At 69.3% G+C, this 14,020-nt stretch carries 12 protein-coding genes; 5 read left to right on the top strand and 7 right to left on the bottom strand.

Annotation, left to right across the window (positions count from 1 at the left end; all coding sequences use genetic code 11):
- Positions 1-64: 64 nt before the first annotated feature.
- The 6 genes from BQ8420_RS25575 to BQ8420_RS25550 all read right to left on the bottom strand — a co-directional run bounded on the left by BQ8420_RS25575 (position 65) and on the right by BQ8420_RS25550 (position 6,583).
- Positions 65-1,348, bottom strand: coding sequence for a DUF2786 domain-containing protein (locus BQ8420_RS25575; RefSeq protein ID WP_369825547.1), 1,284 nt, complete (start codon positions 1,346-1,348; stop codon positions 65-67).
- A 78-nt stretch (positions 1,349-1,426) separates the two neighbouring features.
- Positions 1,427-2,218, bottom strand: a complete 792-nt coding sequence (locus BQ8420_RS25570) for an SAM-dependent methyltransferase (RefSeq protein ID WP_087101989.1) — start codon at positions 2,216-2,218, stop codon at positions 1,427-1,429.
- Between the two features lie 223 nt (positions 2,219-2,441).
- Complete coding sequence (locus BQ8420_RS25565; RefSeq protein ID WP_087101987.1) at positions 2,442-3,611, bottom strand: acetylhydrolase; 1,170 nt, start codon at positions 3,609-3,611, stop codon at positions 2,442-2,444.
- Positions 3,612-3,774: 163 nt separating this feature from the next.
- Positions 3,775-4,419 carry a lactate utilization protein C gene (locus tag BQ8420_RS25560; RefSeq protein ID WP_200816096.1) on the bottom strand — a complete coding sequence of 215 codons (645 nt, stop codon included), beginning with the start codon at positions 4,417-4,419 and terminating at the stop codon, positions 3,775-3,777.
- Entirely contained in the window at positions 4,419-5,846 is a 1,428-nt protein-coding gene (locus BQ8420_RS25555) for a lactate utilization protein B (protein ID WP_087101984.1), read from the bottom strand. The genes BQ8420_RS25560 and BQ8420_RS25555 overlap by 1 nt, the downstream gene beginning before the upstream one ends.
- Positions 5,843-6,583: a (Fe-S)-binding protein gene (locus BQ8420_RS25550; protein WP_087101982.1), complete on the bottom strand. Its 741-nt coding sequence runs from the start codon at positions 6,581-6,583 to the stop codon at positions 5,843-5,845. Before BQ8420_RS25550 ends, BQ8420_RS25555 begins: the two co-directional genes overlap by 4 nt.
- A 198-nt stretch (positions 6,584-6,781) precedes the next feature.
- Here BQ8420_RS25550 and BQ8420_RS25545 point away from each other — a divergent pair, with 198 nt between their 5' ends.
- Positions 6,782-7,486, top strand: a complete 705-nt coding sequence (locus BQ8420_RS25545) for a FadR/GntR family transcriptional regulator (RefSeq protein ID WP_087101979.1) — start codon at positions 6,782-6,784, stop codon at positions 7,484-7,486.
- Positions 7,487-7,577: 91 nt separating this feature from the next.
- Here the strand turns inward: BQ8420_RS25545 and BQ8420_RS25540 are convergent, their stop codons facing one another.
- Complete coding sequence (locus BQ8420_RS25540) at positions 7,578-7,901, bottom strand: hypothetical protein (RefSeq protein WP_087101977.1); 324 nt, start codon at positions 7,899-7,901, stop codon at positions 7,578-7,580.
- A 164-nt stretch (positions 7,902-8,065) separates the two neighbouring features.
- Between BQ8420_RS25540 and BQ8420_RS25535 the strand changes: the two genes are divergently transcribed.
- From BQ8420_RS25535 to BQ8420_RS25520, 4 genes are all read left to right on the top strand, one after another.
- The gene (locus BQ8420_RS25535; RefSeq protein ID WP_087101974.1) at positions 8,066-8,932 is read left to right on the top strand and encodes an ion transporter; all 867 of its coding nucleotides are present in this window, start codon (positions 8,066-8,068) and stop codon (positions 8,930-8,932) included.
- 144 nt (positions 8,933-9,076) lie between these two features.
- Positions 9,077-10,765, top strand: coding sequence for a glucose-6-phosphate isomerase (gene pgi / locus BQ8420_RS25530; RefSeq protein WP_087101973.1), 1,689 nt, complete (start codon positions 9,077-9,079; stop codon positions 10,763-10,765).
- 172 nt (positions 10,766-10,937) lie between these two features.
- Positions 10,938-11,963, top strand: coding sequence for an ABC transporter permease (locus BQ8420_RS25525; protein ID WP_087101971.1), 1,026 nt, complete (start codon positions 10,938-10,940; stop codon positions 11,961-11,963).
- A gap of 90 nt (positions 11,964-12,053) precedes the next feature.
- Complete coding sequence (locus BQ8420_RS25520; RefSeq protein WP_087101969.1) at positions 12,054-13,868, top strand: ABC transporter substrate-binding protein; 1,815 nt, start codon at positions 12,054-12,056, stop codon at positions 13,866-13,868.
- Positions 13,869-14,020: the final 152 nt, after the last annotated feature.

Here is a 14,020-nt window from a genome sequence, read left to right as displayed (position 1 = left end):
TACCGGTGCCCGCGTCTCCAGGGCCACCGGTTTTCCCACGGCGGGGACTCAGGCCACCCGGGCTTCAGCGGGTGACACCGCTGCGGGTGCCCAGGGACGCGGCGTCGGCGGCGGCCCTTCCCTCGTGCCAGCCGTCGGGGTCGGCCGGGCCGCGCACCCGCGAGGTGGTCAGTGCCCCGAACGCCTCGTTCACGGCGGCCTCCACCGCGCGTTCCCGTGCGGCGAGGACCGGAACCAGGTCGGTGCCGGTCTCGGCGCCGACCGCCTCCTCGGTGGCTCTCGCGGACTCGGTGAGACGCTCGCCGACCCGTACCGCGAACGCCGCCATGAACGAGGACCGGTAGTCCTTGCGTGCTCCGCGCCCGGATCTGTCCCGAGCCGATCCGCTCACCCGCATGGCCGTCTCCGCCTGCACCAACAACGACGTGTACAGCAGGTCCACCGCCTCCACGTCGCCGGGGAAGCCCATCACGGTGCTCAGTCCCAGTTCGCGGTGCCACACGGCCCGACAGTGGTTGGCCCCGGCCACCTGGTCGAGCAGCACGGCCCGATGCTCGTCGTAGGGCGAGTCCACCGGCAGTCTGCGGGCACCGGCGGTGTCCGGCTCCTCTGGATCGGCCTCCACCAGCGCCAGGTCGATGCTGTGCCTGGCCATCATCTCCTGGGCCCGGGCGGTCAACGCCTCGGCCTCTTGGGGAAACTCGGTGGACTCGGCCTTGGCCAGCAACGCCCGGACCCGCTGAAGACGGCCTCGGTCCACGGGTACCGGGGCGCGGACACCGGGTCGGAACGTCCCGGGCGGCGGTCCCAGACGACGCATCGGCGGAAGGGTGCGCAGAACCGCCGAAAGCCGCAACACCACCTCGACCACCTCGAACCGCATCAGCCCGTGTTCGGCGCTCAGGTGGTCCAGGTGCCGTTCCTCCGACAGGTGCGCGGTGTCCACGCCCAGAGCGCGTACCTGCTCGATCCACCGTGGGTCCACGGTCGCGAGGGAATGGCGTTCCAGGTCGGCGGTGACGGCGTCGGCGCACACCGCGGCGGCCGGCGCGCCCGCCTCACGCCGCACGTGGCGGACGGTTTCGGCGGGTTGCCAACCACGCGCCCAGGCATCGGCCACCCCGAACAGCAGGGTGTCGAAGAGCGAGCGTGCGGACGCCCCGGCCCAGTGGACGTCTTCCACATCGGCCAGACGGGCCGCCGCGAGGTCCATGCCGGACCCCTCACGGCGAGACACGATGGCGTCGACGGCTTGGGCGATCACCTCCATCGGGGTGTCGTCGGGGGAGGGGCCGGCCCACTCCTGGACGTTCCGGTCGGTGCCGCGCCGGCGGCCTTTCCTGCCCACGTGTTCTCCCTGGTCGAAGGGGGTCTGGATCGACAGACCATCCTACCGGCCGGGGAAGGTTCGCTTCGTCCGTGGGTGTCAGGGTTTGCGGGCCACGCCTCCGTACTGAGCGGCTTCACGGATCTCCCCGACCTGGGACGAGTCGGGACGCCAGAAGGGGACGGAGACGACCCCGGGTTCCAACAGTTCCAGCCCCTCGAAGAACGCCTCGATCTGTTCCGGCGAACGCAGGTGGATGGGTTGGGCGGCCTGCTCGTTCCAGGCCGCGGCGGCGTCGATGATCTGCTGGCTGGTGTCGGTGCTGTCGTTCAGGGCCAGGAAGCTTCCCGAGGGCAGCGCGTCCACGTAGGCGCGGGCCAGCGCGTAGGTCTTCTCATCGGCGGGGAAGTGCCCGAGGGTACCCATGATCGCCAACCCGATCGGCTGTGTGAAGTCGAGGTGTTCGCGGGCCTGGGCCAGTAGCGCTTCCGGGTCGAGCAGGTCGGCGTCTATGTAGTGGGTCGCGCCTTCGGGGGAGCTGGTGAGCAGGGCCCGGGCGTGCGTGAGCACGAGCGGGTCGTTGTCGGCGTAGACGACCCTGGCCTCTGGCGCGATCGATTGGGCGACCTCGTGGGTGTTGTTCGCGGTGGGCAGTCCGGTGCCGATGTCCAGGAACTGGCGGACGCCCTCTTCCTTGGCCAGGTGGGTGATGGAGCGGCTGATGAACTGTCGGTCGGCCCGCGCGATGTCGGCGATCTCGGGGAAGGCCTGTTCGATCTGTCGGCCGAGCTCTCGATCGACCGGGTAGTGGTCCTTGCCCCCGAGCCAGTAGTTGAATACCCGCGCGGAGTGGGGCACGGTCGTGTCGATGGTGGGGGTGGCGTCGGTCATGGGTTCCCTTCATAGTCGGCCGCCGCGGTGGCGGGGACAGCCGTATTCTCCCCGTGGGGAACCCGCTCCCACAAGGCCGAAAGCCCTGACCCATCGGGCTTCGCGGATTCACGCAGGCGGCACGGGGTGATGAACCGAAGAGGGGCGCCGACACGTCCGGATCGACGTGCCGGCGCCCCACCGAACCCCGTGCCGGTGTCTCGACGACCGGTGAAGAGCGGCCTCACTCCTTCGGGCCCACCTCGACCAGCTCGGGGTGGACGCTCTCCGGGTCCTCCAGGATCGGCTGCTCCCCGCCGCGCAGGTGGTGGTCGAAGAACCCGGTGGAATAGTCGCGCGTCAGCCGCACACCGTGTTCGGGCTCCAGGTCACCGAACTGCGCCCGCCACTGTTCGGGGGTGAGCAGGTCGCGCAGGCCCAACCGGTCCATGACCACGCCCCGGTCCAAGGCGTTGGAGTGTCCCGAGTCGGTGACACGGATCCACTGCCGCCAATCGGTCAGTCCCTCCCAACGCTCGTCCCATCCCTGCCAAGGGCGCCCCTGGTCGTTGGCGAGCAATGCCAGAGGCCGGTCGATCTCACCCTCCAGCTGGGAGGGGTAGTAGGGCCCGTCCAGGTTGATCCCGGCGGCCACCCGCTCCTCGTCCAACAGACTCTGGGCGACCGCGGTCCCTCCCCAGGAGTGCCCGATCATGCCCACGGCCTCGGTATCCAGGGCGGGCGACCAGTCCAGAGCCTCACCACGCTCCAGTTCGTCGAGCAGGAAGGTGACATCGGCGGCGCGGGTACGGGCGCCCAGCTCCCAGTCCTCGGCCAGACAACCCGTGCACTCGTCGACCAGCCCGTCGGGGAACTCCACCGGTGCGGCCTCGTACCGGTGGTCGATCCCCGCCACCGCGAAACCGTGCGAGGCCAGTTCCGTGGCGAGCGAAGTCGCCCACACCCGGGAGAGCCCGGCACCGGGGGAGAACAGCACCAGCGGCAGTCCGGCCTCGTCGACGGGGCCCACACCCGGTGAGGTGTGCGTGTCCACCTGGATGAGCGCCTCGGCCGGTAGGTCGTCCAAGTCGAGTTCGGCAAGGGTCGCCTCGGCCTCCGCCTCGGTCAGGTAGGGCGCCCGCTCCCCGGTGTCGGCCTCGGTCGGGTACCACATCGTCACCATGAGTTCCCGGGCGCCGCCGACCCACGGGTCCTCGCGTTCGTCGTCCACCAAGTGGAAGTCGGTGCCGCCCACCGTGTACTCACCGGTGGGTTCGGGCAGGGTCACCAGGGGCGGCGCCGGGTGCTCTTCCTCGGCACCGGCCAAGGAGGCGTTCTCGACGCCGCAGGCGGCCACGATGGCCAGGCTGAGCGCCCCGGCCAGGGCGCCGATCGTTCGTAGGGGGAATGGCATGCGATCCGTCCCTCGTGTCGACTCCGTTTCCCCTCAACGCTAGGGATCGGGGACCGGCACGCACGAGAGGGCAGGCCGGTGGAGTGGTGGAGGGCGCGCCTCACCCACCGCGGTAAGGCACGCCCTACCCCGGCCACCGTCACCTGCGAAGACCGGGCCGCTCTCAGCCGTCGGCCTCCACCAACAGCACCTCCAGGGTGCGGGGGCCGTGTACGCCCTCCACCCGGTTGAGCTCGATGTCGCTGGTGGCCGAGGGACCACTGATCCAGGTGAGGGGACGCGCCGGATCCAACCGTCGTACCCCTTCCGGCACCCCGTCGACGACCTGGTCGGACCGGACCACGCACAGGTGGTAGTCCGGGACCAGGGTCAGCGCCCGGCGGCCCTGGTCGGGGCTCGCGTCCAGGACGATGGTGCCGGTCTCGGCGATCGCCACCGCGCAACCGGTCACCACCCCGTCGGTGGCGTCCAGATCCATCGATGACAGCGGGGCGTCGGGGACATCGCCCACACGCTCCACCGAAGCCTCGGCCAGCCACTCCGACGGCAGCCCCGGCGGGACCGCCACACGAGCGGCGCCGCGCCGTTCCAGGGCCGCCGCGATCCGACCCGGAAGTTCGCTCTCCGGGACCCGTTCCACCAACGCCTTGTAGTCCAACAACCGATCCACCAGCACCTCCAGGGTGTCCCCCTCGAAATGGCCGTCGGCGTAGGAGCGGTGCGGGTGACGCTCCACCGGCTCGTCGGCGGGCACGTCGCTCAGCGCCGCACGCACCCGCGCCAACACGCGTTCACGGGAGCCGCCCATCACCGGCCCTCCTCTCGTTCGTTCCACCACTTCCGGAAGGACTCCTCGGGGATGTCGGGGATGTCCCGGGTGTCGGTCCACTTGCCCGCGAGCCCCGGTAGATGCTTGGGCACCGCGCCGCGCATCACCCCGGCCGCGCGCTGGGCCGCGTCCAGCGCGGTCGAGGAACCGAACACCGCCTCGGCCCCCGCCATCAGGGCCTTCTCGCCCAGGGGCGCCTCGGTGGACGCGACCTGTTCGCGCAGGTGCACCAGCACCTCGGGGATGTCGATGGCCACCGGACACACGTCGTAGCAGGCCCCGCACAGCGACGAGGCGTACGGCAGTGCCCGGTCCGCCTCCGAGGACATCCCCTTCAACTGCGGGGTGAGGATCGCGCCGATCGGCCCCGGGTAGACCGAACCGTAGGCGTGCCCTCCGGTGCGTTCGTAGACCGGGCAGATGTTCAGGCACGCCGAACACCGGATGCAGCGCAGCGCCTGGCGCCCCACGGTGTCGGCCAGCACGTCGGTGCGACCGTTGTCCAACAGCACCAGGTGGAAGTCCTGGGGTCCGTCCCCGGGAGTCACCCCGGTCCAGGTCGAGGTGTAGGGGTTCATCCGCTCCCCCGTGGAGGAGCGCGGCAGCAACTGCATGAACACTTCGAGGTCGGACCACGTGGGCACGATCTTCTCGATGCCCACCACCGAGATGAGCGTCTCCGGCAGGGTCAGGCACATGCGCCCATTGCCCTCCGACTCCAACACCACGAGCGTCCCGGAGTCGGCCACCGCGAAGTTGGCGCCCGACACCGCCACCTTGGCGCGAAGGAACAGTTCCCGCAGGTGGACCCGGGCGGCCTCGGCCAGCGCTCGTGGGTCGTCGGTCAGGCCCTCCGGCGCGGGGACACCCCACTCGGCCATCTTGTCCAGGAAGATCTCCCGGATCTGGGCCCGGCCCAGGTGGATGGCCGGCACCAGGATGTGCGAGGGCAGGTCCTCGCCCAGCTGCACGATCAGCTCCGCCAGGTCGGTCTCGTAGGCGGTGATGCCCGCCGCCTCCAAGGCGTTGTTGAGTTCGATCTCCTGGGTGGCCATCGACTTGACCTTGACGACCTCCGACTCGCCGGTCTGTTTCACCAGACGGGTGACGATCGCGTTGGCCTCGTCGGCGTCGGCCGCCCAGTGCACGGTTCCGCCCGCACGCCGGACCGACTCCTCCAGCTTCTCCAGATAGTGGTCCAAGTGGCGCAGGGTGTGGGTCTTGACCGCTTCGCCCTCGGCGCGCAGTCGCTGCCAGTCGTCGCCGAGTTCGCCGACGACGGCGTCGCGTTTACCGCGGATGGTGTGCGTGGCCTTGTGCAGGTTGTGCCGGGTGCGTGAATCCTCCACGGCACTCCGGGCCGCCTCGGGGAAGGGCGGCATGCCCAGGAACGTCGCGCTGCTCATGTGGTCGCGTACTCCTTCTCCGTGCTCGCCAGGATCTCCGCGATGTGGGTGATCCGCAGGCCCGATCGCTGGCGCGACAGCGTCCCGCCGATGTGCATCAGGCAGGAGTTGTCCACCGCGCACAGCACTTCGGCGCCGGTCCCCACCGCGTGGCGGGCCTTGTCGAAGCCCATCGCGGCGGACACGGCGCCGTTCTTGACCGCGAAGGTGCCGCCGAATCCGCAGCACTCGGTGGCCCCGGGCAGCTCCAACAGCTCCAGTCCGCGGACGGCGCGCAGTAGTCGGTAGGGGCGGTCGCCCAGGCCCAGGAACCGCAGCCCGTGACAGGTGGGGTGGTAGACGACCTTGTGCGGGTAGTAGGCGCCCACATCGGTCACCTGGAGCACGTCCACGAGGAACTCGGTGAGGTCGTACACGCGCGGGCCCAGGTCGGCCATTCGGCGGGACAATCGGCTGCCGGTCCGCCCCAGCTTCGGATAGTGCTCCCGGATCATGGCCGCGCACGACGCGGACGGGACCACGACGGCGTCGGCCCCCTCGAAGGTCTGGACGAAGCGCACGGCGAGCCGGGCCGCCGGGCGTCGATAGCCCGTGTTGTAGTGCATCTGGCCGCAGCAGGTCTGCCCGGTGGGGAAGACGACCTCGTGGCCCAGCCGCTCCAGCAACCGCACGACCGCACGTCCGGTGTCGGGGAAGAGCGTGTCGTTGACGCAGGTGATGAACAACGCGATCCGCATGTGCCTCCTTCGTGCCCCATCGGTCCCACTCGATGATGATGCGGGGCTCGCCGCCGATGGGGGCGCTCGACGCGCCGGGTGACCGGCACGCCGAGTGGTCCGACCACTCTGCAATAACTCGGCGCTGTGAGCAAGGGGGTCTCAGGGCGAGAGGGTAGGATTCTTGCATGTTCACAGCGAAGAAGGAGGGGGAATTACGTGAGTGAAGGGGTGCGCACGCCGGTCACACAGCGGACGGTCGAACAGATCAAGGCGATGATCGCCATTGGAGAGGTAGGACCTCAACAGCGTTTGCCTACAGAGCGTGACCTTTCGGCCCGCTTCGGTGTCTCCCGTGGTTCGGTGCGCGAGGCCATCCGCACCCTCACCACCCTCGGCGTCCTGGAGGTCCGCCATGGAGCGGGCGTGTACGTCACCGCCCTGCGCCCCGACGACCTCCTGGAGGCCTTCGGTGTCCTCTCGGAGGTCTCCCCCGACCCCACCCTGCTGGAGGTGTTGCAGGTACGGCGGATGATCGAACCCGCCGCCACCGCCATCACCGCCGCCCGCGCCACCGACGAGGACCTGGACCGCATCGGTGAGGTGCTGGACCGGCTGGAGGACACCGACCGCTCCGCCGAACCCGGCGACTCCGGCGCCTTCGACCTGGGTTTCCACCGCAGGATCGTCGAGTGCGCCGGCAACGCCACCCTGTCTGCCGTGCACGCCGGGCTCTCCTCGCCCACTCTCAACGAACGGGTCTGGGCAGGACACGACGCGGAAGGGATCGCCCGGGACCTGCACGAGGACCATCGGCGCATCCTGGAGGCCCTCCGCGATCGTGACCCCGAGGCCGCGCGGGCGGCGGCGACTGCCCACGTCCTGCGGGTGGAACGCTGGCTCCGGGCCCACCTGCGCCCGTGAGTCCGTCGACCACGAGGACGCTCGGACGCTGGACCCCCTCGCGGCCCGCTTGCCCACGACGGGTCGCCAGGGGCCGGCCGCGAGGGGGCGCTCACCGCTCCAGGCGGCGCTCCACGCGTTCGGCGTACTGTTCGGCGCGCAGCAGACGGGACGTCTCCCCGCGGTCCCGCGCCGGCGGGCTCTCCTCCTCGTGTTCGGGTGCCCGTTCCGGAACCTCCTGGCGCGTTTCCGCATCTATACCGAGTACCTCGTGGTCCTCGATCTCCTCGATGCGGTAGTCGTTCGGGTGCTCCTCCAGGTACTCCGCCACGGCGGTGTCCTGGTCCGGTGCTCCCACGTCCATTTCGGCGTCGACGTCGTCGATGTCCTCGTCGTCCCCGCCGAGCTCTCCGGATGCGTTCGCGGATTCCGTCACAGGCGACCCCCTCGCCTCGGTTCCCTATGTCGATCATGCCTGTTCACGGCGGCGGACGCCAGTGGGCCGCGTGCCGAGGGCGACGAGGGCGTAACGGGGCACATCGCGCGACGGTAGGCTTTTTCGTCGCCTGTCCGACATCAAGAGACGGAGTTCCCCTCCTAGTGACCGTACGCGAACGGGTCCGATCCCTCGTCGACTCATCCTGGTTCCAGGCCGGAGTCATCACCCTCATCCTGATCAACGCCATCATCCTCGGCATCGAGACGTCGAAACCGATGATGGAGGACCACGGTGACCTGCTCACCGTTATCGACAGGGCGATCCTGACCCTGTTCGTCATCGAGTTGGGCATGCGGATCTTCGCGTACCGCAAGGACTTCCTACGCGACGCCTGGGGTTGGTTCGACGTCATCATCATCGGTATCGCGCTGCTGCCGGCCACCGGCCCGTTCGCGGTGCTGCGGGTGCTCAGGGTCCTTCGGGTGCTCCGGCTGCTGTCGGTGATACCGACCCTGCGTCACGTGGTGACGGGCCTCTTCCGGGCCCTGCCCGGCATGGCCTCCATCATGGTGCTGGTGGCGCTGCTGCTCTACGTGTCGGCGGTGATGGCCACCAGGCTCTTCGGCGACGACACCCCCCGCTACTTCGGTGACCTCTGGACGTCCCTGTTCACCCTCTTCCAGATCTTCACCGCCGATGGCTGGGGGAACATCGCCCAGGAGGTCATGAAGGATCAACCCCTGGCCTGGGTGTTCTTCGTGGTCTTCGTGACGGTGTCCACGCTCATCGCACTCAACTTGTTCATCGCCGTCGCGGTGGAGGCGCTCGACAAGGCCGGGCACGAGGAACGCGAAGCCGGTGGCGGTGGCGAGTCCGGACAGGGCTCCGAAGGGCCGGACGATGGTCCCCGGGGCGGCCCGGACGAGGGCCAACGCCAGATCCTCGCCGAACTCCGGTCCCTGCGCGAGGAGGTCGCCCACCTGCGAGAGCGGCGAGTCGACCAGAACGTGGACCGCAGCCCCGTCTGACCTCCCTCGACCCGCTGGTCCACAAGGCCGCCGCCTTTCGTGGGAAGGTGGGGCACAGCCACCAACCGTGGGCGCGGTGCGTGGTCCGGGCAGCCGTGGACCCGCACGCCCCCACTCGGACCATGGACGACGAGGAGCCACCGGATGTCTGCCAGCACACCCCTGCCTCGAACCGAGGACACCGGCGATCACGCCGGTACGCCGCTGGACCGCAGGGACGAGTGGATCCGTCTGCGTGAGCACCGGGACGGGTTGGGCGACACCCACCTGCGCCGGCTCTTCGCCGACGACCCCGAGCGGGCCGAGCGGTACAGCCTCGACGTCGGGTCGCTGCACGTCGACTACTCCAAGAACCTCGTCGACGACCGGACCCTGGGGCTGCTCGGTGACCTGGCCGCCGCCACCGGGGTGGCCGGGCTGCGCGACGCCATGCTGCGCGGCGACCACATCAACGTCACCGAGGACCGCGCCGTCCTGCACACCGCCCTGCGCGCACCCCGAGGGCAGGTCGTCCGAGCCGACGGCCAGGACGTGGTCCCCGAGGTGCACGAGGTCCTGGAAAAGATGGCGGGCTTCGCCGAGAAGGTGCGTGCGCGTACCTGGCTCGGGCACACCGGTAAGCCGCTGACCCGCGTGGTCAACATCGGCATCGGCGGCTCCGACCTGGGCCCGGCCATGGCCTACGAGGCGTTGCGCCCCTACACCGACCGCGGCCTGGAGTTCCGGTTCGTCTCCAACGTGGACGGCACCGATCTGAACGAGGCGCTCATCGACGCCGACCCCGAACACACCCTGTTCGTGGTGGCCTCCAAGACCTTCACCACCATCGAGACCATCACCAACGCCACCGTGGCCCGCGACTGGTTGCTCGCCGGGCTCGGCGCCGGGGACGACGCGATCGCCCGCCACTTCGTGGCCGTGTCCACCAACGCCGAAGAGGTCGCGAAGTTCGGCATCGACACCGCCAACATGTTCGAGTTCTGGGACTGGGTGGGCGGCCGCTACTCCTATGACTCGGCCATCGGTCTCTCCCTCATGGTGGCGCTCGGCCCGGAGCTGTTCCGGGAGATGCTCGCCGGGTTCCACCTCATGGACACCCACTTCGCCACCGCGCCCGCCGAACGCAACCTGCCGTTCCTGCTCGGGCTCCTCGGTGTCTGGTACGGCGGCTTCTTCGAAGCCCAGTCGCACGCGGTGCTGCCCTACAGCCACCACATGTCGCGTTTCCCCGCCTACCTCCAACAGCTCGACATGGAGTCGAACGGTAAGTCGGTCCAGCGCGACGGGCGCCCCGTCAGGTGGCAGACCGGGCCGGTGGTGTGGGGCACCCCCGGTACCAACGGCCAGCACGCCTACTTCCAGCTGCTGCACCAGGGAACCCGGTTCGTCCCGGCCGACCTGATCGGTTTCGCCCGACCGGCTCCCGACCTGGCCGAGACACTGGTGCCCCAGCACGACCTGCTCATGGCCAACCTGTTCGCGCAGGGTCAGGCCCTGGCCTTCGGACGCACCGAGGAGGAGGTCGCCGCCGAGGGGGTACGCCCCGAACTGGTGCCGCACCGCTCCTTCCCGGGCAACCGGCCCACCACCACGATCCTCGCCGAACGGCTCGACCCCTCCACCCTGGGCCAGCTCGTCGCCCTCTACGAGCACAAGGTGTTCGTGCAGGGCGCGGTGTGGAACATCAACTCCTTCGACCAGTGGGGGGTCCAGCTCGGCAAGGTCCTGGCCAAGAAGGTGGAGCCCGCGCTCACCGAGGGCGCCGAGGTGCCCGGCCTGGACTCCTCGACCAAGGGGTTGGTCCGTCGCTACCGGGACCTGCGCGGACGCTGACGGCCACAGGTCATAGACGACCGAACGACCTCGGGCGGGACGGGCCGGGCATTTCCGAGAAGGGGGTGCCCGGCCCATCGGGTTCCGGCGCGGTCACTGGAAACCCCCACGACCCCTGATGCACACTCTGTGTGGTGATTCAGTCACTCGTAGAGAGCGGGGGCAGGGGTACATGACCGTGCCGATGGACGTGCCCGAGTCGTCCCAGCACGCCGACCCGGAAGCCGTCGCCGCGGGCGACCGAGGCGCCGGGGGCAGGTCCCTGCGCCAGATCGCCTGGAGACGCTTCCGCAAGGACAAGGTCGGCATGGCCGGCGGCGTCATCGTCATCCTGCTCATCCTCATCGCCCTGTGCGCGCCGCTGCTCACCGCCTGGTTGGGTCACCCGCCCAACCAGTTCAACCAGGGGCTCGTCGACCCGCTCACCGGCGGTGTACTGCGCGACCCCGACGACGTCTCCCAAGGGCTCGACCCCTGGGGCGGCATCAGCGCCCAACACCTCCTGGGCGTCGAACCCGTCAACGGGCGAGACCTGTTCAGCCGCATCGTCTACGGCGCCCGGACCTCACTGCTGGTCGCCACCGTCGCCACCCTGCTGTGCGTGGTCATCGGGACCGTCCTCGGCATCCTCGCCGGTTACTTCGGCGGCTGGGTCGACACCGTCATCAGCCGCACCATGGACATCTTCCTCGCCTTCCCGCTGCTGTTGTTCGCCATCGCCCTGGTCGGCGTCATCCCCGACGGCGCCTTCGGCCTGGAGGGCAACTACCTGCGCATCGGTGTCCTGGTGTTCATCATCGGGTTCTTCAACTGGCCCTACATCGGCCGCATCGTGCGCGGACAGACCCTCACCCTCAAGGAACGCGAGTTCGTGGAGGCCGCCCGCAGCCTCGGAGCCGGCAACACCCACATCGTCTTCCGTGAGATCCTGCCCAACCTCATCACCCCGATCCTCGTCTACTCCACGCTGCTGATCCCCACGAACATTCTCTTCGAGGCGGCCCTGAGCTTCCTGGGCGTGGGCATCAACCCGCCCATGGCGACCTGGGGCGGCATGTTGGAGAACGCGTTGCGCTTCTACACCACGTCCCCGCACTTCGTGATCGTCCCGGGTCTGGCCATCTTCATCACCGTCCTGGCGTTCAACCTCTTCGGTGACGGCCTGCGCGACGCCTTCGACCCGCGTTCCTCCGACTGACGGGCCCCCTCTAGGGTCATCACAGTCGGTATCGACCCACTCACCGGGACGTGCGCCGCACGCCACTACCGAATCCCACCAGGAGGCAAGGTGACCACCCATCACTTCACGCGCCAGGAACCGCCCCGGCGGTCCGGCGCGCTCCGACGCACCACGACATCCGCCGCGGCCGGCACCGCCCTGGCCCTGTTCCTGGCCGCCTGCGGCGGCGCGGGAGGGGGAGGCGGAGCGGGGGAGTCCGACGCGGAGTTCAACGAGGGCGAGACCGCAGTCGTCAACCCCTCCGACGAGACCGGCGGGACCCTGCGCTACGCCATCTCCGCCGACTTCGACTCACCGGACCCGGGCAACACCTACTACGCGTTCTCCTGGAACTTCTCCCGCTACTACGCCCGCACCCTGCTGACCTACACCGAGGCGCCCGGCGAACAGGGCGTGGAGTTGCAGCCCGACATCGCCGCGGAGATGCCCGAGGGCAACGACGACTCCACCGAGTGGACGGTCCCCATCAAGGAGGGCCTGCGCTTCGAGGACGGCTCGGAGATCACCGCCCAGGACATCAAGTACGCCATCGCGCGCAGCAACTTCGGTGACCAGGCGATGCCCAACGGGCCCAAGTACTTCCAGGACCTGCTCGCCGACAGCGACGACTACGAGGGCCCCTACGCCAACGAGGACGATCCGCTGGAAGGGTTCGACGGAATCGAGACACCGGACGACCACACCCTGGTCTTCCACCTGAACACGAGCTTCTCGGAGTTCCCGTACGTGCTCATCCAGCCGCAGACCGCGCCGGTGCCGGCCGACGCCGACCGCGGTGAGCAGTACCAGAGCAGCGTGGTCTCCTCCGGACCGTACAAGTTCGACGGTGAGTACCGGCCCGGTGCCTCCCTGAACCTGGTGCGCAACGAGGAGTGGGACGCCTCCACCGACCCGATCCGCAAGGCGCTGCCCGACCGGATCGAGGTGCAGCTGGGTGTCGACCAGAACGAGATCGACCAGCGTCTGGTCAACGGCGAGCTCGACGTCGACCTGGGCGGTACCGGTGTGGGCCCGGCCATGAAGGGCACCCTGATCACCGACGAGAGTGAGCGCCACAACATCGACAACCCGCAGACCAGCACCCTGCGCTACGTCAACGTCAACACCGTCGTCGAACCCCTGAACGACCTCGCCTGCCGAGAGGCCATCCTGTACGCGGCCGACCGGGACGCCCTACAGCGTGCCTGGGGCGGGGACACCGGCGGTGACATCGCCACCCAGATCATGCCGACGTCGCTGCCCGGGGCGGACCCGAGCATCGACCTGTACCCGTCCGAGGACAACAAGGGCGACCTGGACATGGCGCGAGAGAAGCTGGAGGAGTGCGGGCAACCCGACGGGTTCTCCACCTCCATCGGCGCTCGCGCCGACCGCCCCGCCGACGTGAGCACCGCCGAGGCACTTCAGCAGGCGTTGGCCCGGGTGGGCATCGAGACGGAGATCAAGCAGTACCCGTCCGACACCTTCACCAACACCCAGGCGGGTTCCCCGGACTTCGTGCACGACAACGACCTGGGGCTGACCGTGTACGGCTGGGCGCCGGACTGGGCCAGCGGTTACGGCTTCATGAGCAAGATCCTGGACGGTGACGCCATCCAGGACGCGGGCAACTCCAACATCGCCGAACTGGACGACGACCAGATCAACGAATGGTTCGACGAGGTCGTCGCCGAGGAGGATCCCGAGGCCAGGGCGTCGATCTACACGCAGATCGACGAGCGGGCCATGGATCAGGCCGCGATCCTGCCGGCGGTGTTCGAGCGCACGGTGCTGTACCGGCCGGCCAACCTGACGAACGTGTACTACCACGCGGGCTACAGCATGTACGACTACATGAGCCTGGGCACCGGCAACACCGACTGATCGGCGCGATGGGCCCGAGGGCGGCGTCCTCCTTCCGGGGGGCGCCGCCCTCGTCCTGTTCGGGTGAACCCCCGCGCACACACCGGTGACTAGACGTGATCGCATGTTTCCCTTGGGTTACTGTTTGGCTCCGGGGTGGAGTCACCGCGGCC

This window comes from Nocardiopsis sp. JB363 (assembly GCF_900143625.1).
Lineage (GTDB): Bacteria > Actinomycetota > Actinomycetes > Streptosporangiales > Streptosporangiaceae > Nocardiopsis.
The sequence above is the reverse complement of the archived record's forward strand: the minus strand, read 5'-3'. Positions and strand labels throughout refer to the sequence as shown.